This window comes from Pseudomonas sp. GW821-FHT02B10 (assembly GCF_059421865.1).
Genome location: NZ_JBWKVU010000004.1, coordinates 140,641 through 157,901 on the forward strand (window position 1 = coordinate 140,641; position 17,261 = coordinate 157,901).

16 protein-coding genes are annotated in these 17,261 nt (G+C 60.0%); 3 read left to right on the forward strand and 13 right to left on the reverse strand.

All coding sequences use genetic code 11. The features are described from left to right. Positions 1-374 precede the first annotated feature (374 nt). The 8 genes from AC07VU_RS11130 to AC07VU_RS11165 form a co-directional block, all read right to left on the reverse strand. A complete protein-coding gene (locus AC07VU_RS11130; protein ID WP_274303996.1) occupies positions 375-1,130 on the reverse strand; it encodes a secretin N-terminal domain-containing protein in 756 nt (251 codons plus the stop codon). A 196-nt stretch (positions 1,131-1,326) separates the two neighbouring features. Continuing rightward, positions 1,327-1,752 (reverse strand): GNAT family N-acetyltransferase, encoded by a 426-nt coding sequence (locus tag AC07VU_RS11135; protein ID WP_007929190.1) that lies wholly within the window; start codon positions 1,750-1,752, stop codon positions 1,327-1,329. Further along, a complete protein-coding gene (locus AC07VU_RS11140; protein WP_009044587.1) occupies positions 1,745-2,911 on the reverse strand; it encodes a ribosomal protein uL16 3-hydroxylase in 1,167 nt (388 codons plus the stop codon). The genes AC07VU_RS11135 and AC07VU_RS11140 overlap by 8 nt, the downstream gene beginning before the upstream one ends. Positions 2,912-2,993: 82 nt before the next feature. Then, positions 2,994-4,364 (reverse strand): adenylosuccinate lyase, encoded by a 1,371-nt coding sequence (gene purB / locus AC07VU_RS11145; protein ID WP_007929192.1) that lies wholly within the window; start codon positions 4,362-4,364, stop codon positions 2,994-2,996. A 126-nt stretch (positions 4,365-4,490) separates the two neighbouring features. Continuing rightward, on the reverse strand, positions 4,491-5,114 hold the full coding sequence (gene hflD, locus AC07VU_RS11150; protein WP_007929193.1) for a high frequency lysogenization protein HflD: 624 nt from the start codon (positions 5,112-5,114) through the stop codon (positions 4,491-4,493). Further along, on the reverse strand, positions 5,111-6,235 hold the full coding sequence (gene mnmA, locus AC07VU_RS11155; RefSeq protein WP_495029859.1) for a tRNA 2-thiouridine(34) synthase MnmA: 1,125 nt from the start codon (positions 6,233-6,235) through the stop codon (positions 5,111-5,113). Before mnmA ends, hflD begins: the two co-directional genes overlap by 4 nt. 71 nt (positions 6,236-6,306) lie before the next feature. Continuing rightward, on the reverse strand, positions 6,307-6,753 hold the full coding sequence (locus tag AC07VU_RS11160; protein ID WP_150052189.1) for an NUDIX hydrolase: 447 nt from the start codon (positions 6,751-6,753) through the stop codon (positions 6,307-6,309). A gap of 208 nt (positions 6,754-6,961) precedes the next feature. Further along, complete coding sequence (locus tag AC07VU_RS11165) at positions 6,962-9,187, reverse strand: NADP-dependent isocitrate dehydrogenase (RefSeq protein ID WP_457274345.1); 2,226 nt, start codon at positions 9,185-9,187, stop codon at positions 6,962-6,964. A gap of 505 nt (positions 9,188-9,692) precedes the next feature. Here AC07VU_RS11165 and icd point away from each other — a divergent pair. Then, a complete protein-coding gene (gene icd / locus AC07VU_RS11170; protein WP_007929208.1) occupies positions 9,693-10,949 on the forward strand; it encodes an NADP-dependent isocitrate dehydrogenase in 1,257 nt (418 codons plus the stop codon). A gap of 90 nt (positions 10,950-11,039) precedes the next feature. Here the strand turns inward: icd and cspD are convergent, their stop codons facing one another. Next, on the reverse strand, positions 11,040-11,297 hold the full coding sequence (gene cspD, locus AC07VU_RS11175) for a cold shock domain-containing protein CspD (RefSeq protein ID WP_274303987.1): 258 nt from the start codon (positions 11,295-11,297) through the stop codon (positions 11,040-11,042). A gap of 226 nt (positions 11,298-11,523) precedes the next feature. On the opposite strand from cspD, the gene clpS reads away from it, so the two are divergent. Both clpS and clpA read left to right on the forward strand, forming a co-directional pair. Beyond that, the gene (gene clpS, locus AC07VU_RS11180; protein WP_009044582.1) at positions 11,524-11,886 is read left to right on the forward strand and encodes an ATP-dependent Clp protease adapter ClpS; all 363 of its coding nucleotides are present in this window, start codon (positions 11,524-11,526) and stop codon (positions 11,884-11,886) included. Between the two features lie 29 nt (positions 11,887-11,915). Next, positions 11,916-14,186 carry an ATP-dependent Clp protease ATP-binding subunit ClpA gene (gene clpA / locus AC07VU_RS11185; RefSeq protein ID WP_007929214.1) on the forward strand — a complete coding sequence of 757 codons (2,271 nt, stop codon included), beginning with the start codon at positions 11,916-11,918 and terminating at the stop codon, positions 14,184-14,186. 121 nt (positions 14,187-14,307) lie between these two features. On the opposite strand, the gene infA is transcribed toward clpA, so the two are convergent. The 4 genes from infA to trxB form a co-directional block, all read right to left on the reverse strand. After that, positions 14,308-14,526, reverse strand: a complete 219-nt coding sequence (gene infA, locus AC07VU_RS11190) for a translation initiation factor IF-1 (protein ID WP_002553999.1) — start codon at positions 14,524-14,526, stop codon at positions 14,308-14,310. Positions 14,527-14,626: 100 nt separating this feature from the next. After that, a complete protein-coding gene (locus AC07VU_RS11195; protein ID WP_007929216.1) occupies positions 14,627-15,334 on the reverse strand; it encodes an arginyltransferase in 708 nt (235 codons plus the stop codon). A gap of 57 nt (positions 15,335-15,391) precedes the next feature. Then, positions 15,392-16,072: a leucyl/phenylalanyl-tRNA--protein transferase gene (aat, locus tag AC07VU_RS11200; RefSeq protein ID WP_495029860.1), complete on the reverse strand. Its 681-nt coding sequence runs from the start codon at positions 16,070-16,072 to the stop codon at positions 15,392-15,394. A 71-nt stretch (positions 16,073-16,143) separates the two neighbouring features. After that, the gene (gene trxB, locus AC07VU_RS11205) at positions 16,144-17,094 is read right to left on the reverse strand and encodes a thioredoxin-disulfide reductase (RefSeq protein WP_495029861.1); all 951 of its coding nucleotides are present in this window, start codon (positions 17,092-17,094) and stop codon (positions 16,144-16,146) included. Positions 17,095-17,261: the final 167 nt, after the last annotated feature.

Below are 17,261 nucleotides of genomic sequence, written 5' to 3' on the forward strand. Positions count from 1 at the left end.
CGATGGCGACGGTTGAACGATGGGCTCAAGGGGGAAGTGAGCAGGTGAGGGCCAGCTGTCGGGCGCATTCGGGCGTCGTGGGCCTTCATACGAACCATCAGTGTGTTGCCGATCTACCTAATTAGCTTCCGTCCCTCGGGACAACCTCGTTCCAGTCGCAATCTCGTCAAACACACCTTGTGGGCGGTACAGACACGAATCGGCTCAGGTGGGTAGGTTAGAGCGGCGATCCGAAGGCCCTTGCCAGGGCCCCTGATTAGCGGGAGCGAGGCCATCATGCCTTCGGTTTTTTGCCTCGTCAAACGTTTTGTAGTGCTTTTTTTTTACCACTACATCTTTGGTCTAATACGACTAATCAGTCAGTTTCCGGTGCTTTAGTCCAAGGCGTCGACTTTCACTCGCAAGGTCATGTCATCCCGGCCCTGAGTCGAGTAGCTGCGGGCTGTAGCCTGTTTGTCGGCCTGGTTCTGGCGATTGACGCCGGCCAGGGTGATCCACTCGCCAAGACGACCGCTGACAGTTGTGTCGGTACTTTGCACATTCACTACATCGGGACGTTCCTGGCTCATGCGGTCACGGTTGGTACTGATACTCAGGTGGACGGTTTCGCCGGTGACGCTGGCCGTGACGTAGAAACCCTGGGTGACGTTGCGATACTGGGTCTGGTTCTGCAGGCGGCCGTAAGGATCGGTCTGGGTGGTGGTCAGCGGCACGCTCTGGCCGACCTGGATCAGGGCCGGTATGCCTTCGCTGGCCTGGATCTGCTGGATGCCGCCATCGCGGCTGACGGTGCTGCGGCTGATGATGCGGGTTTGCGGTGCGCCGTTGAGCGAATAACCCTGGTTGTTCTGGGTGTTGTTTTCGTTGGTGTCGACCGTGATCAGCAGGCGTTTGGCGGCGGTATCCAGTTGCGCGATGAAGGCGCGCAGTTCCTCGATCTTCTCCGGTTCCGCATTGACGATCAGCTGGTTGCCGTAGGCGCTGACCCGGCCTTCCTTGCCGAGGAAGTTTTGTGCGACGGGCAGCAGGTCGGCGCTGGTGCGGTTGTTCAGGGGCACGATCTCGGTCGCGGCCGAGACTGAAAAGCTTGCAGTCAGCAGCAGCGTCGTGAGCAGGGTGCGTAGGGACATGTCCGTTATCTCCGCTAGGGGTGGAAGCCTTGAGTTTGACAGTTTGTCGGCCTGCGGTGGGGCAAGTTGAATCGCCGATGGCAAAACGCCCCGGCCTCCAAGGAGCCAGCTTAGCTTGCTGGATCCGGGGAGGCCGGGGCGTTTTGTGATGCCTGGCAGGACATCGTCAGCAGGTTCGCTGCTGCGCGGGGCTTGCTCAGGCGTTGCCGCGAACCATGTCGACGTGAGGAATGCCCGCTTCCAGGAATTCCTCGCTGACGATGCTGAAACCCAGGCGCTCATAGAAGGCGGTAGCCTGGACCTGGGCGCTGAGCATCAACTGCTTGAGGCCACGTTTCTCGGCTTCGCCGATCACTGCCTGCATCAGCGCATCGCCGACCTTCAGGCCGCGCCAGTCCTTGAGCACCGATACCCGGCCGATCTGCCCATCGGGCAGCAGGCGTGCGGTACCGATCGGAAAGTCGCCTTCGAGCGCGAGGAAATGCACCGCGCTGTCGTCGTCAGCGTCCCACTCCAGCTCAGGGGGGACGGATTGCTCGATGATGAACACCGCTTCACGAATGCGCCGGATCTCGGCGTTATCCTTTTGCCAGTCTGCGACACGTACGCGAATCTTATTCATCGGCAAATCCCAGGCTTCCTTGCTTGACCAGTTCGCACAGCAGGCTGCGTCCATCTTCGTCCGCCAGCCAGGGGCCGAGGTTGTCGAGGTGCAGCGCGTCGGCGGCGCAAATCATCTTCAGCAGTTCGCGCAGCTTGCCCGGCAGGTAGCGGCTCTGGCCGCTGGCGAACAGCAGCAGGTCGTCGTCGACTTCGGACCAGGCCAGGCGCGCGCTCGGGTTGCGGATCAGGATGGCGCCCTGTTCGAGGCTGCCGAGCAGGTCTTCTTCTTCCAGCTCGGGGCCGACCACCAGTTCCGGGTAGCGCGGCTCGGTCATGAACTGGCCGAACCAGGTCAGCAGCATGCGCTCGTCGCTCATGTGCTCGGCCAGTAGGCCCTTGAGGCGATCGAGGGCGTCGTGCTGGATCTGGTGCGGATCGCTGACAGGTTGCACGTCGGCGTCGGTATAGCGCTCTTCATCCGGCAGGTACTGGCTGAGGAAGTCGGTGAAGTGGGTCAGCACTTCGGCGGCGCTCGGGGCGCGGAAGCCCACCGAGTAGGTCATGCAGTCGTTCACCGCGACGCCGTAGTGGGCCAGGCGCGGTGGCAGGTAAAGCATGTCGCCGGGCTCCAGGACCCAGCTTTCGGTTTCTTCGAACTCAGCGAGGATGCGCAGGTCCGCGTGCTGCAGCAGCGGGCTTTCGGCGTCGCACATCTGGCCGATCTTCCAGTTGCGCTTGCCGTGGCCTTGCAGCAGGAACACATCGTAGTTATCGAAGTGCGGGCCGACGTTACCGCCGGGAGCGGCGAAGCTGATCATCACATCGTCGATGCGCCAGCTCGGCAGGAAACGGAAATGCTCCAGCAGTTCGGCGACTTCCGGCACAAACTGGTCGACGGCCTGGACCAGCAGGGTCCAGTCACGCTCCGGCAGCTTGCTGAACTCGTCTTCGGCGAACGGGCCGCGACGCAGTTCCCAAGGGCGTTCGCCATGCTCGATGACCAGGCGCGATTCGACCTCTTCTTCCAGCGCCAGGCCGGCCAGTTCGTCGGCGTCGATCGGGCTTTCGAAGTCTGGCAGGGCCTGACGGATCAGCAGGGGCTTTTTCTGCCAGTAGTCACGCAGGAATTCCCGTGCGCTGATGCCGCCCAGAAGTTGAAGAGGAATATCAGGATTCATGTGTAACCTATTGAAAAAATGCACTTTTCATACGGGAATAAAAACGCCCGGCGCTGCCGGGCGTCAAAGGTCTTGCCATCGATCAGATGCGTTTGGCTTGCGCCGCGGCATTGCCGATGTAGCTGGCCGGGGTGAGCTTTTTCAGCTCGGCCTTGGCCGCTTCGGGCATTTCCAACGCGTCGATGAAGGTCTGCAGGGCTTCAGGGCTGATGCCCTTGCCGCGCGTCAGTTCCTTGAGTTTTTCGTACGGGTTTTCGATGTTGTAGCGGCGCATCACGGTCTGGATCGGCTCGGCCAGGACTTCCCAGCAGGCATCCAGGTCTTCGGCGATTTTCTGGGCGTTGAGCTCCAGCTTGCTGATGCCTTTGAGGCTGGCTTCGTAAGCGATCACGCTGTGGGCGAAACCGACGCCCAGGTTACGCAGGACGGTGGAGTCGGTCAGGTCGCGCTGCCAGCGGGAGATCGGCAGTTTGCTCGCCAGGTGCTGGAACAGCGCGTTGGCGATACCCAGGTTGCCTTCGGAGTTTTCGAAGTCGATCGGGTTGACCTTGTGCGGCATGGTCGAGGAACCGATTTCGCCGGCGATGGTGCGCTGCTTGAAGTAGCCCAGGGAGATGTAACCCCAGATATCGCGATCGAAGTCGATCAGGATGGTGTTGAAGCGCGCGATGGCGTCGAACAGCTCGGCGATGTAGTCGTGCGGCTCGATCTGCGTGGTGTACGGGTTGAAGCTCAGGCCCAGCTCGTCTTCGATGAAGGCGCGGGCGTTGGCTTCCCAGTCGATTTCCGGGTAGGCCGACAGGTGTGCGTTGTAGTTGCCCACGGCGCCGTTGATCTTGCCCAGCAGAGGCACGGCGGCGACCTGAGCGATCTGGCGCTCCAGGCGGTACACCACGTTCGCCAGCTCTTTGCCCAGGGTGGTTGGCGAGGCCGGCTGGCCGTGGGTGCGCGACAGCATCGGCACGTCGGCGAAGCGCAGGGCCAGTTCGCGGATGGCCCCGGCGGTCTGGCGCATCAGCGGCAGCATCACTTCGTCGCGGCCTTCGCGCAGCATCAGGGCGTGGGACAGGTTGTTGATGTCCTCGCTGGTGCAGGCGAAGTGGATGAATTCGCTGACGTTGGCCAGTTCAGGCAGCTTGGCGGCCTGTTCCTTGAGCAGGTACTCGATGGCCTTGACGTCGTGGTTGGTAGTGCGTTCGATCTCTTTGACACGCTCGGCGTGCTCCAGAGAGAAGTTTTCCGCCAGGGTGTTCAGCACGGCGTTGGCTTCGGCGGAGAACGCCGGCACTTCGCTGATGGCGGAATGGGCGGCCAGGCGCTGGAGCCAGCGCACTTCGACCAGGACGCGAGCACGGATCAGGCCGTATTCGCTGAAAATGGGGCGCAGGGCCTGGGTTTTGCCGGCGTAGCGGCCGTCAACAGGGGAAACCGCAGTGAGCGAAGAGAGCTGCATGGGGTGTTCTCGGACAGTCGGGCAACGAAATGGGGCGCGTATCATACATGAAAATATCCGCCGGTCCGTTGCCAACTGACCAGCGTCTTACGCGTTACTGACTACAAAAGGTCTTGCGGGCGCAGTTCAGCTGCTGCGCATCAGCGGATAAAGCTCTTTGAGCAGTTTGCGGCGGCTGATCACCAGCTGCCAGCGGTGGCCGCCCAGCTGGCGCCACAGCCGCGCCGAACGGATGCCGGCCAGCAGCAGGGCGCGGATCTTCGAGGCATTGCTCGGTTGCTGCAGGTTGCGCATGTCGCCATGCACCTGGATCCGCTGGCGCAAGGTGCTCAGGGTGTCCTGATACAGCGAACCGCAAGCGGCAACCACGTTTTCGTGGGCCGGGCCGAAATGTTCGACCTGGGACTGAATCTGCGGCAGGCGCTTGCCGATGATTTCCAGCAGGTCGTCGCGCTTGGCCAGCTGGCGCTCCAGGCCGAGCATCGACAGGGCGTAGCGCAATGGTTCGCGCTGCAGGGTGCTGGGGTCACGTTCCAGGGCGCCGATCAGGGCGCGATAACCTTCACGCAGGTTGATGTCGTCGCCACCGTAGACTTCCAGGGTGTCTTTCGGGTCGCGGATCAGCAGGCTGCCAAGCATGCAGCTCAAGGCTGCTTCGGTGACCTGGCCGGTCTTGGCGATCTTGTCCACCAGCACGGCGGCGAGAAACACGCCGCCCAATGCCGTCAGTTGCTCCTGGGTCGGGCTCATGCCTTGCTGCTCCAGGGCTCTGCGACTTCGATCACGCCGCCGCCCAGACAGATTTCGCCGTCATAGAAGACTACGGATTGGCCGGGGGTGACCGCGCGTTGCGGGTCATCGAAGGTGGCGCGGTAGCCGCTGGCGGTCTTTTTCAGGGTGCAAGGCTGGTCGCTCTGGCGATAGCGCACTTTCGCGGTGAGGCGGCGCGGCTGGCTCAGGTCGATCGGGTTGACCCAATAGATGTCGGAGGCGAGCAGGGCGCGGGAGAACAGCCATGGGTGATCGTTGCCCTGGCCAACGATCAACTCGTTGTGTTCCAGGTCCTTGATCAGCACGTACCACGGCTCATCGCCGGCGTCCTTGAGGCCACCGATGCCCAGGCCCTGGCGCTGGCCGATGGTGTGGTACATCAGGCCGTGGTGGCGGCCGATCACTTCACCTTCGGTGGTCTTGATCTCGCCGGGCTGGGCCGGCAGGTATTGCTTGAGGAAGTCGCTGAAGCGTCGTTCACCGATAAAGCAGATACCGGTGGAGTCCTTCTTCTTGGCGGTGGCCAGGTCGTGTTTCTCGGCGATCGCACGGACTTCAGGCTTTTCCAGCTCGCCGACCGGGAACAGGGTCTTGGCGATCTGTTCGCCGCCGACGGCGTGCAGGAAGTAACTCTGATCCTTGTTCGGATCCAGGCCCTTGAGCAGTTCGGTGCGCCCGTCGATGTCGCGGCGACGCACATAGTGGCCGGTGGCGATCAGGTCGGCGCCGAGCATCATGGCGTAGTCGAGGAACGCCTTGAACTTGATTTCACGGTTGCACAGGATGTCCGGGTTTGGCGTGCGGCCGGCCTTGTATTCGGCCAGGAAGTGCTCGAACACATTGTCCCAGTACTCGGCGGCGAAGTTGGCGGTGTGCAGCTTGATGCCGATCTTGTCGCACACGGCCTGGGCGTCCGCGAGGTCGTCCATGGCGGTGCAGTACTCGGTTCCGTCGTCTTCCTCCCAGTTCTTCATGAACAGGCCTTCCACCTGGTAACCCTGCTCCATCAGCAGGAGGGCGGAAACGGAAGAGTCCACGCCGCCGGACATGCCGACGATGACGCGCTTCTTTTGGGTGTCAGAAGGGGCTGGATCACGCATAGGAATTCAACGGGTGTCTTGAAAAAGGACGCGATTCTAACAGGCTGAGGCCTGCAAGGCTAAAACTGCGGTTAAAGCGACGGACGGATCAGCTCGAGGCTGTGCAGTTGCCCGGCCAGATAGTCGTCGACGCAGCGGATGATCAGCTCGCTGCGCCATTGCGGGCGCAAGGCCAGCAGTTCGTCGCGGCTCAGCCAGCGCGGGCCGATGATGCCGTCGTCCAATTGATAGTCAGGGTGGTGCCTGAGCGGTTTGCCGGCAAAGCAGACGCGTTGGTAGGTCACGCCATTGCTGGGGGCGGTGTACAGGTAGATGCCGACCACGCCGGTCAGCTCGATGTCCCAGCCGGTTTCTTCCAGGGTTTCACGAATGGCCGCCTGGAGCAGGCTTTCGTCCGGGTCCAGGTGCCCGGCGGGTTGGTTGAACACCGCCTGCTCGCCCTGGAACTCCTCGACGAACAGGAAGCGCCCCTGATCCTCAATGATGGTGGCGACGGTGATGTGGGGTTGCCATTCCATATATAAAGCTCCGTCTTGAGTGGGTGGACATCATAAGGCGAACGCCAGTCCTGTAGGAGCGAAGCTTGCTCGCGATAGGGGCGCTGCGGTGAGTCAGGCGAAACGCGCTGCTTTCATCGCGAGCAAGCTTCGCTCCTACAGGGAAGGTGTTGTCCAAAAAAGCACAAACCCCGGCACCTGGCCGGGGTTTGCATGACAGCGGTGTTGCTTAAACCAGCGCAGCGATAGCCGCGTTGAGGGTGGCGCTTGGGCGCATGGCCTTGCTCACCAGCTCAGGGTTGGCGCTGTAGTAGCCGCCGATGTCCACTGGCTTGCCTTGAACACCGTTGAGTTCGGCGACGATGGTCGCTTCGTTCTCGGTCAGGGTCTTGGCCAGGGCGCTGAACTGCGCTTGCAGGGCGGTATCTTCAGTCTGGGCGGCCAGGGCCTGGGCCCAGTACAGCGCCAGGTAGAAGTGGCTGCCGCGGTTGTCGATGTTGCCGACTTTACGCGATGGCGACTTGTTGTTGTCCAGGAACTGACCGGTTGCCTGGTCGAGGGTCTTGGCCAGTACCAGCGCTTTCGGGTTGTTGTAAGTGTTGCCCAGGTGCTCCAGGGAAGCGGCCAAGGCCAGGAACTCACCCAGGGAATCCCAGCGCAGGAAGTTTTCTTCCAGCAGCTGTTGTACGTGCTTCGGAGCCGAACCGCCGGCACCGGTTTCGAACAGGCCGCCACCGTTCATCAGCGGCACGATCGACAGCATCTTGGCGCTGGTGCCCAGTTCCATGATCGGGAACAGGTCGGTCAGGTAGTCTCGCAGCACGTTGCCGGTGACGGAGATGGTGTCCTTGCCTTCGCGGGTGCGGGCCAGGGTGAACTTCATGGCATCGACTGGCGACATCACGCGGATGTCCAGGCCGGCGGTGTCGTGATCCTTCAGGTAAGCCTGGACCTTCTCGATCATCACGCCGTCGTGGGCGCGCATCGGGTCCAGCCAGAAAATCGCTGGCGTGCTGCTGGCGCGAGCGCGGTTGACGGCCAGTTTGACCCAATCCTGGATCGGCGCGTCCTTGGTTTGGCACATGCGGAAGATGTCGCCGGCTTCGACGGTCTGTTCCAGCAGCAGGTTGCCCTTGCTGTCGGTGACGCGAACGACGCCGTCAGCCTTGATCTGGAAGGTCTTGTCGTGGGAGCCGTACTCTTCGGCTTTCTTCGCCATCAGGCCAACGTTCGGCACGCTGCCCATGGTGGTCGGGTCGAAGGCGCCGTTGGCCTTGCAGTCTTCGATCACGGCCTGGTAGATGGTGGCGTAGCAGCGATCCGGGATCAGTGCCTTGGTATCGTGCAGCTGGCCGTCGGTGCCCCACATCTTGCCGGAGTCACGGATCATGGCTGGCATCGAGGCGTCGACGATCACGTCGCTCGGCACGTGCAGGTTGGTGATGCCTTTGTCGGAGTTGACCATGGCCAGGGCAGGGCGCACGGCGTAGACGGCCTGGATGTCGGCTTCGATCTGCGCTTGCTGCTCCGCGGGTAGGGCCTTGATGCGGGCGTACAGGTCGCCGATGCCGTTGTTCAGGTTGAAGCCGATCTGGCTCAGCACATCAGCGTGCTTGCTCAGGGCGTCCTGATAGAACTCGGCAACGATCTGGCCGAACATGATCGGGTCGGAAACCTTCATCATGGTGGCTTTCAGGTGCACCGACAGCAGTACGCCTTGCTTCTTGGCGTCTTCGATCTCGGCGGCAACGAAAGCCCGCAGGGCCTTCTTGCTCATGACTGCGCAATCGAGGATCTCGCCGGCTTGTACGGCGGTTTTTTCCTTCAGGACGGTAGTGCTACCGTCTTGAGCGATCAGCTCGATCTTCACAGTGTCCTGGGCGTCGATCAGGGCGGCTTTTTCGCTGCCGTAGAAATCGCCCTGGCTCATGTGAGCAACGTGGGACTTGGAGTCTTTGGCCCAGGCGCCCATTTTGTGCGGGTGCTTGCGCGCGTAGTTCTTGACCGACAGCGGAGCGCGGCGGTCGGAGTTGCCTTCACGCAGGACCGGGTTCACGGCGCTGCCCTTGACCTTGTCGTAGCGCGCCTTGGTGTCTTTGTCGGCGTCGCTGGTCACGGTTTCCGGGTAGTCCGGCAGGGCGTAGCCCTTGGCTTGCAGTTCTTTGATCGCGGCCTGAAGCTGCGGTGCCGAAGCACTGATGTTCGGCAGCTTGATGATGTTGGCTTCAGGCGTTACGGCCAGGTCGCCCAGCTCGGCCAGGTGGTCTGGTACGGCTTTGTCGCCCAGCAGCTCCGGGAAGCTGGCAAGAATACGCCCTGCGAGAGAGATGTCGCGGGTTTCCACGGCAATATCAGCGGAAGCGGTGAAGGCTTCGACGATAGGGAGCAGCGAGTAGGTGGCGAGGGCGGGGGCTTCGTCGGTGAAGGTATAGATGATCTTCGAGCGGGTGGGCATATTCGGATTAACTCTCTTCTTTGCTAAAGCGTGCGCAGAAACTCGAGGGGGCGCCGGGTAAGCGCGTTCGTTCAAAGTCATCCGTGAACCGAATGTCGAGGTTTCTTCGCGGTGATGTTGGGTGCATCAGTCGAGCGTCAAGCGGGTGGGCTGCGGTAACAACCCGGCTTTGGGCGGAAAGTCTCGGCTCCTTTTTTCCAGTAGCAGAGCGCTCAGCCGTCGTGACTCTGTGGTCAGCGGCGGCATTATACATAGGTAGCTGGCAAAACGCCGACGGTTCATATGCAACCGATCTCGTCCATTGGTCTAAAGGTCGCAGGCGGGGTGGCGGCGTAGAGTCCTCCACAGTGCTCAAGTTTGGCGCTTTTCCCTTTGCTTTCAGGCTTGTAGGCCACGAACTGCGCAGCCTTCACGGTAGATGAGCGGAACATGAGGTTCCCGTCCAGATTCAACTGGGGTACGCTCGAACGCAGCCAGATGTTCAATCCACACAACGGAGTTCAGCATGGGATACAAGAAGATTCAGGTTCCAGCAGTCGGCGACAAAATCACCGTCAACGCAGACCATTCTCTCAATGTTCCTAACAACCCGATTATCCCTTTCATCGAAGGCGATGGTATTGGCGTTGATATCAGCCCGGTCATGATCAAGGTTGTCGATGCTGCTGTTAAGAAGGCCTACGGCGGCGAGCGCAAAATCTCCTGGATGGAAGTCTATGCCGGCGAGAAAGCAACTCAAGTGTACGACCAGGACACCTGGCTCCCTCAGGAAACCCTGGACGCAGTCAAGGATTACGTGGTTTCCATCAAGGGTCCGCTGACCACTCCGGTAGGTGGCGGTATCCGTTCCCTGAACGTGGCCCTGCGTCAGCAGCTTGACCTGTATGTGTGCCTGCGTCCGGTGCGCTGGTTCGAAGGCGTGCCGAGCCCGGTGAAGAAGCCTGGCGATGTCGACATGACCATTTTCCGTGAGAACTCGGAAGACATTTACGCCGGTATCGAATGGAAGGCCGGCTCCGCCGAAGCCACCAAGGTCATCAAGTTCCTCAAAGAAGAAATGGGCGTCACCAAGATCCGTTTCGACGAAAACTGCGGTATCGGCGTCAAGCCGGTTTCCCTGCAGGGCACCAAGCGCCTGGCGCGCAAAGCGCTGCAATATGTGGTCGACAACGATCGCGATTCGCTGACTATCGTGCATAAAGGCAACATCATGAAGTTCACCGAAGGTGCCTTCAAAGAGTGGGCCTATGAAGTGGCGGCGGAGGAGTTCGGCGCGACGCTGCTCGATGGCGGCCCGTGGATGCAGTTCAAGAACCCGAAAACCGGCAAGAACGTGATCGTCAAGGACGCCATCGCCGATGCGATGCTCCAGCAGATCCTGCTGCGTCCGGCCGAATATGACGTGATTGCGACCCTTAACCTGAACGGTGACTACCTGTCCGACGCGCTGGCGGCTGAAGTGGGCGGGATCGGCATCGCTCCGGGCGCCAACCTGTCCGACACCGTGGCCATGTTCGAGGCGACCCACGGTACGGCGCCGAAGTACGCGGGCAAGGACCAGGTGAACCCGGGTTCGCTGATCCTGTCCGCGGAAATGATGCTGCGTCACATGGGCTGGACCGAAGCGGCCGACCTGATCATCAAGGGCACCAACGGCGCCATTGGTGCCAAGACCGTGACCTACGACTTCGAGCGCCTGATGGAAGGCGCCACGCTGTTGTCGTCTTCGGCGTTCGGCGATGCGCTGATCTCTCACATGTAAATTGACACGCTCCAAATGAAACGGCCGGTTCAATCAATTGAACCGGCCGTTTTTTTATGACTGTTTTTTATGACTGGATGCTGAAGATTTTCAGCTCAGGGCCGTTTCCTGGTAGGAGGGGGCTGCGGCGGAGGTGTTCTGGGTCTTGATGGATTGGATTTTCACGGCGTGCAGGCCCTTGGGTCCTTGAGTGATCTCAAAGCTCACGGCCTGGCCGGCTTTCAAGGTTTTGTAGCCTTCCATCTCGATGGCCGAGTAGTGGGCGAAAAGGTCATCGCTTTTACCCTCCTCATTAATGAAGCCATAACCCTTGGCGTTGTTGAACCACTTGACCTTGCCGCTTGCCATGCTCATATCCCTCTGCAACAGACTCCATCACTGGAGTATCATCCAGTTCATCCGTACCGGAATCCGAAAATATAGGATTGACGGTACGGACCTTTATTACCCAATGTGGGCTCTATTGGTTGTAACACCGTTTTGCCGATAGTCAAGGTGACCCGGCGGTCGGAGTTGAAATCCCCCTGGAGCGCCCCCACCACTGTATTTGCTCAACTAACGAACCTTTCTTTCCATGCATGCAATCAGCCAGATTCGACTAACATTCAATCAGGATCGCCCGGATTTCCAAGACGACGATTCCGCTGGCTTGGCTGTACAGGAAGCTAAGCCGACGTTGCAGGCTCCGCCGATGTACAAGGTGGTTTTGTTCAATGATGACTACACACCGATGGATTTCGTCGTCGAAGTGCTCGAGGTGTTTTTTAACCTGAATCGCGAGCTGGCGACCAAGGTAATGCTGGCCGTTCACACAGAAGGACGGGCAGTATGTGGATTGTTTACCCGCGACATCGCCGAGACCAAGGCCATGCAGGTCAACCAGTACGCCAGGGAAAGCCAGCATCCGCTACTCTGTGAAATCGAGAAGGACGGTTAACGCCGACCACTTGGGTATGAGGTGAAGCTATGTTAAACCGCGAGCTCGAAGTCACCCTCAATCTCGCCTTCAAAGAGGCTCGTTCGAAGCGTCATGAGTTCATGACCGTCGAGCACCTCTTGTTGGCTCTTTTGGATAATGAGGCCGCCGCCACCGTTTTGCGTGCCTGCGGAGCAAACCTCGACAAACTCAAGCACGACCTGCAGGAGTTCATCGACTCCACCACGCCGCTGATTCCTGTGCACGACGAGGATCGCGAAACCCAGCCAACCCTGGGCTTCCAGCGTGTGCTGCAACGTGCTGTCTTTCATGTGCAGAGCTCGGGCAAGCGCGAAGTGACCGGCGCCAATGTGCTGGTTGCGATCTTCAGTGAGCAAGAGAGTCAGGCGGTGTTCCTGCTGAAACAGCAGAGCGTTGCCCGCATCGATGTCGTCAACTACATCGCCCATGGCATCTCCAAAGTGCCGGGGCATGGCGATCATTCCGAAGGTGAGCAGGATATGCAGGACGATGAAGGCGGTGAGTCTTCCTCTTCAGGTAATCCGCTGGATGCTTATGCCAGCAATCTCAATGAGCTGGCGCGCCAGGGGCGTATCGACCCGTTGGTCGGTCGTGAGCAGGAAGTCGAGCGTGTGGCGCAGATTCTTGCGCGTCGGCGCAAGAACAACCCGCTGCTGGTGGGCGAGGCCGGGGTCGGTAAAACGGCCATCGCCGAAGGTCTGGCCAAGCGCATCGTCGACAGTCAGGTGCCTGATCTGTTGGCCAGTAGCGTGGTGTACTCCCTGGATCTCGGCGCGTTGCTGGCAGGTACCAAATACCGCGGCGATTTCGAGAAGCGCTTCAAAGCGTTGCTGGGCGAGTTGAAGAAACGTCCGCAGGCGATCCTGTTCATCGACGAGATTCACACCATCATTGGTGCCGGGGCGGCATCCGGTGGGGTGATGGATGCCTCGAACCTGCTCAAGCCACTGCTTTCTTCGGGTGATATCCGTTGCATCGGTTCGACCACCTTTCAGGAATTCCGTGGAATTTTCGAGAAGGACCGGGCCTTGGCTCGCCGTTTCCAGAAGGTCGATGTGTCCGAGCCTTCGGTAGAGGACACCATCGGCATTCTGCGCGGCCTCAAGGGGCGTTTCGAGCTGCACCACAGCATCGAGTACAGCGATGAGGCATTGCGCGCCGCCGCCGAACTGGCGTCGCGTTATATCAATGACCGGCATATGCCCGACAAGGCGATCGACGTGATCGACGAGGCGGGCGCCTATCAGCGTCTGCAGCCTGTCGACAAGCGCGTAAAACGCATAGAGGTCGCTCAGGTCGAGGATATCGTGGCGAAAATCGCGCGGATTCCGCCGAAACACGTCACCAGTTCCGACAAGGAGCTACTGCGTAACCTCGAGCGCGACCTGAAGCTGACGGTGTTCGGCCAGGATGCGGCGATCGACTCGCTGTCGACCGCGATCAAGCTGTCCCGTGCCGGCCTGAAGTCACCGGACAAGCCCGTCGGTTCGTTCCTGTTCGCCGGGCCTACCGGTGTCGGTAAGACCGAGGCTGCACGGCAGTTGGCCAAGGCGCTGGGTATCGAACTGGTGCGTTTCGACATGTCCGAGTACATGGAGCGTCACACCGTATCGCGTCTGATCGGTGCGCCTCCGGGTTATGTCGGTTTCGACCAGGGCGGTTTGCTGACTGAAGCGATTACCAAGCAGCCTCACTGCGTATTGCTGCTCGATGAAATCGAAAAGGCCCACCCGGAAGTCTTCAACCTGCTGCTGCAGGTGATGGACCACGGTACCTTGACCGATAACAACGGGCGCAAGGCGGATTTCCGCAACGTGATCGTGATCATGACCACCAACGCAGGTGCCGAGACCGCGGCGCGGGCTTCCATCGGGTTCACTCATCAGGATCACTCTTCCGATGCCATGGAAGTGATCAAGAAGAGTTTCACGCCGGAATTCCGTAACCGTCTGGACACCATTATCCAGTTTGGTCGCCTCAGTCATGAGGTCATCAAGAGCGTGGTGGACAAGTTCCTTACCGAACTGCAGGCGCAGCTGGAGGACAAGCGCGTTCAGCTGGAAGTCACCGATGCGGCCCGCAGCTGGCTGGCGGCTGGTGGTTACGATGTGACGATGGGCGCTCGTCCTATGGCGCGCCTGATCCAGGACAAGATCAAGCGTCCGCTGGCGGAGGAGATACTCTTTGGCGAGCTGGCCGAACATGGCGGTGTGGTGCACATCGACATCAAGGATGGCGAGCTGACCTTCGAGTTCGAGACCACCGCAGAAATGGCCTGACCGGCCGCAATAAAAAAGGCGCCGCAAGGCGCCTTTTTTATATCTGTTCTGTAGGCAGGCAGAGTAAATCGCAGGCAAACAAAAACGCCCGGCATGGGCCGGGCGTCTTGTATTGACTTGCTTAGCGAGCGCGGTAAGTGATGCGCCCTTTGCTCAAGTCATAGGGCGTCAGTTCGACGCGCACTTTGTCACCGGTAAGAATACGAATGTAGTTCTTGCGCATCTTGCCGGAGATATGCGCGGTTACGACGTGCCCATTTTCCAACTCCACACGAAACATGGTGTTGGGCAGGGTGTCGACGACAGTGCCTTCCATTTCGAAGCTGTCTTCTTTCGACATGCAGTAAAGCCCTCGGTGTCCAATGAATGGCCCGGTGCAACTGCGCCAGGCAAAAGCGGCGTGCATTGTGCCCGAAAAGTGGGGTTCAAGCCAAGGGCTTCTAGTTCAGGATGACCCATCTCTGGTTAATCAGCAGCTCAATGGGCCGATATTGGGTCTTGTAGTTCATCTTTTTGCAGTTCTTGATCCAGTATCCGAGGTAGACCGCGTCCAGGCCCAGGCGCAAGGCTTCGCCGATCTGCCATAGAATGGCGTAGCGGCCGAGGCTGCGGCGCTCTTCATCGGGTTCGTAGAAGGTGTAGACCGCGGAAAGGCCATTGGGTAGCAGATCGGTGACGGCCACGGCGAGCAGGCGCCCATCGAGGCGGAACTCGTAGAACCTGGAGAAGGGCAGATCGCGAACCAGAAAGGTCGAGAACTGATCGCGGCTGGGTGGGTACATGTCGCCATCGGCGTGGCGTTGCTCGATATAACGCTGATAAAGGTCGAAATACTCTTCGCTGAACCCCGGTTTGACAGGCTGGACTTTCAGGTCGGCATTGCGTTTGAGAATACGTTTTTGCTGACGATTGGGTACAAACTGCGCGGCAGGAATGCGTGCCGGAACACAGGCATTGCAGTTTTGGCAATGCGGCCGGTACAGGTGGTCGCCACTGCGGCGAAAGCCCATTTCCGACAGATCTGCGTAGACATGCACATCCATGGGCTGGCTAGGATCGAGGAACAGCGTGGTCGCCTGTTCTTCGGGCAGGTAGCTGCAAGAGTGGGGCTGAGTGGCATAAAACTTCAAACGCGCCAACTCGGTCATGAATCAACCCTCGGGATTAGCTTTGAATTAAGTGTAAGCCACGCCGGCAAAACCCGCCTAGGAAACCCATATGGCGCGGCTGGGCTGGTCCAGATGGCGCTGCAGATAACCGGCGAACTCCTGGCGGGGGATGGCGCGGGCGCCCAGGCTGTGCAAGTGGTCGGTGGGCATCTGGCAGTCGATCAGGGCGAAGCCCCATGCCCGTAAATGTTGGACCAGCGTGACGAAGCCGAATTTCGACGCATTGTCGGCCCGACTGAACATCGATTCGCCAAAAAACAGCTGGCCCATTGCTAGCCCATACAGCCCGCCCACCAGCAAACCCTGATCCCAGACTTCGACCGAATGGGCATAACCGCGCTTGTGCAGTTCAAGGTAGGCATCCTGCATCGATTCAGTGATCCAGGTGCCGTCGGCATAAGGGCGTGGCGCCGCGCAGGCGCTGATGACCGCGGCAAAATCCTGATCGAAGGTGACCTGGTAGCGCTGCTGACGCAGCAGCTTGCCCAGGCTGCGGGATACATGCAGTTCGTCTGGAAATAACACGGTGCGTGGGTCGGGTGACCACCAGAGGATGGGCTGGCCTTCGGAAAACCAGGGAAAGCAGCCGTGGCAATAGGCCTGGATCAGCCGGTCGGCCGACAGGTCGCCGCCGGCGGCCAACAGGCCGTTGGGGTCGCGCAGGGCCTTTTCCAGCGGGGGAAAGTCGAAGGTGTTGCGTTGTAACCAGGTCAGCATGGCATTCAGACTTGCGGAAGGGGAGGGCGGTGGCGGGCCTGCAAGGCCCGCCGCAAGCGTAGGTCGGGAGGTCAGTTGTCGTCGAGGAATTTCTCTGCATCCAGAGCCGCCATGCAGCCCGCGCCCGCGGAAGTGACGGCCTGGCGGTACACATGGTCGGCCACATCGCCCGCGGCGAACACGCCCGGGATGCCGGTAGCCGTGGCGTCGCCTTCGCTGCCACCCTTGACCAGCAGATAGCCATCGCGCATTTCCAGCTGGCCCTTGAACAGATCCGTATTGGGCTTGTGACCGATGGCGATGAATACGCCGGCTAGCGTCAGTTCCTGGGTCTCTCCGGTCAGGCTGTCGCGCAGTCGGGCGCCGGTGACGCCGCTGGCATCGCCCAGCACCTCATCGAGATTCTGGTTCCAGTGCAGACGGATATTGCCCTTGGCGGCTTTGTCGAACAGCTTGTCCTGGAGGATTTTCTCCGCGCGCAGCTTGTCGCGCCGGTGCACCAGGTGAACCTCTTTGGTGATGTTGGAGAGGTACAGGGCTTCCTCCACGGCGGTGTTGCCGCCACCGATTACGGCAACTACTTGATTGCGATAGAAAAAGCCGTCACAGGTAGCGCAGGCGGATACACCCTTGCCGGCGAAGGCTTCTTCGGAGGGCAGGCCCAGGTACTGAGCCGATGCACCCGTGGCGATGATCAGTGCGTCGCAGCTGTAGGTGCCGCTGTCGCCCTTGAGGATAAAGGGTTGCTGCTGCAACTCCGCGGTATGGATGTGGTCGTAGACGATCTCAGTGTCGAAGCGTTCAGCGTGTTTTTGCATGCGCTCCATCAGCACCGGGCCGGTCAGGCCTTCGACATCGCCAGGCCAATTGTCGACCTCGACGGTGGTGGTCAGTTGACCGCCTGCTTGCAGGCCGGTGATGACGGTCGGTTTGAGGTTGGCGCGGGCGGCATAAACGGCAGCGCTGTAACCGGCAGGGCCGGAGCCCAGAATGATCAGGCGTGAATGCTTCGCTTCGGTCATAAAAACACCTCATAAGCCTTTGTCACAAAAGAGAATGCATGCTCAAATTGAATACTGCGTAAAGTGTTCCTGATTATGCTACACCCAGTATTGAGCAGCGTGGCACGGCGCTTACAAACCCGTACAATGCGGGTTTGTATCCCTATATGGAATACATCGGCATTGCA

Coding starts and splice junctions, on each gene's coding strand:
- AC07VU_RS11130 (WP_274303996.1), bottom strand. CDS start 1,130: ATGTCCCTACGCACCCTGCTCACGACGCTGCTGCTGACTGCAAGCTTT.
- AC07VU_RS11135 (WP_007929190.1), bottom strand. CDS start 1,752: ATGAATAAGATTCGCGTACGTGTCGCAGACTGGCAAAAGGATAACGCC.
- AC07VU_RS11140 (WP_009044587.1), bottom strand. CDS start 2,911: ATGAATCCTGATATTCCTCTTCAACTTCTGGGCGGCATCAGCGCACGG.
- purB (WP_007929192.1), bottom strand. CDS start 4,364: ATGCAGCTCTCTTCGCTCACTGCGGTTTCCCCTGTTGACGGCCGCTAC.
- hflD (WP_007929193.1), bottom strand. CDS start 5,114: ATGAGCCCGACCCAGGAGCAACTGACGGCATTGGGCGGCGTGTTTCTC.
- mnmA (WP_495029859.1), bottom strand. CDS start 6,235: ATGCGTGATCCAGCCCCTTCTGACACCCAAAAGAAGCGCGTCATCGTC.
- AC07VU_RS11160 (WP_150052189.1), bottom strand. CDS start 6,753: ATGGAATGGCAACCCCACATCACCGTCGCCACCATCATTGAGGATCAG.
- AC07VU_RS11165 (WP_457274345.1), bottom strand. CDS start 9,187: ATGCCCACCCGCTCGAAGATCATCTATACCTTCACCGACGAAGCCCCC.
- icd (WP_007929208.1), top strand. CDS start 9,693: ATGGGATACAAGAAGATTCAGGTTCCAGCAGTCGGCGACAAAATCACC.
- cspD (WP_274303987.1), bottom strand. CDS start 11,297: ATGGCAAGCGGCAAGGTCAAGTGGTTCAACAACGCCAAGGGTTATGGC.
- clpS (WP_009044582.1), top strand. CDS start 11,524: ATGCATGCAATCAGCCAGATTCGACTAACATTCAATCAGGATCGCCCG.
- clpA (WP_007929214.1), top strand. CDS start 11,916: ATGTTAAACCGCGAGCTCGAAGTCACCCTCAATCTCGCCTTCAAAGAG.
- infA (WP_002553999.1), bottom strand. CDS start 14,526: ATGTCGAAAGAAGACAGCTTCGAAATGGAAGGCACTGTCGTCGACACC.
- AC07VU_RS11195 (WP_007929216.1), bottom strand. CDS start 15,334: ATGACCGAGTTGGCGCGTTTGAAGTTTTATGCCACTCAGCCCCACTCT.
- aat (WP_495029860.1), bottom strand. CDS start 16,072: ATGCTGACCTGGTTACAACGCAACACCTTCGACTTTCCCCCGCTGGAA.
- trxB (WP_495029861.1), bottom strand. CDS start 17,094: ATGACCGAAGCGAAGCATTCACGCCTGATCATTCTGGGCTCCGGCCCT.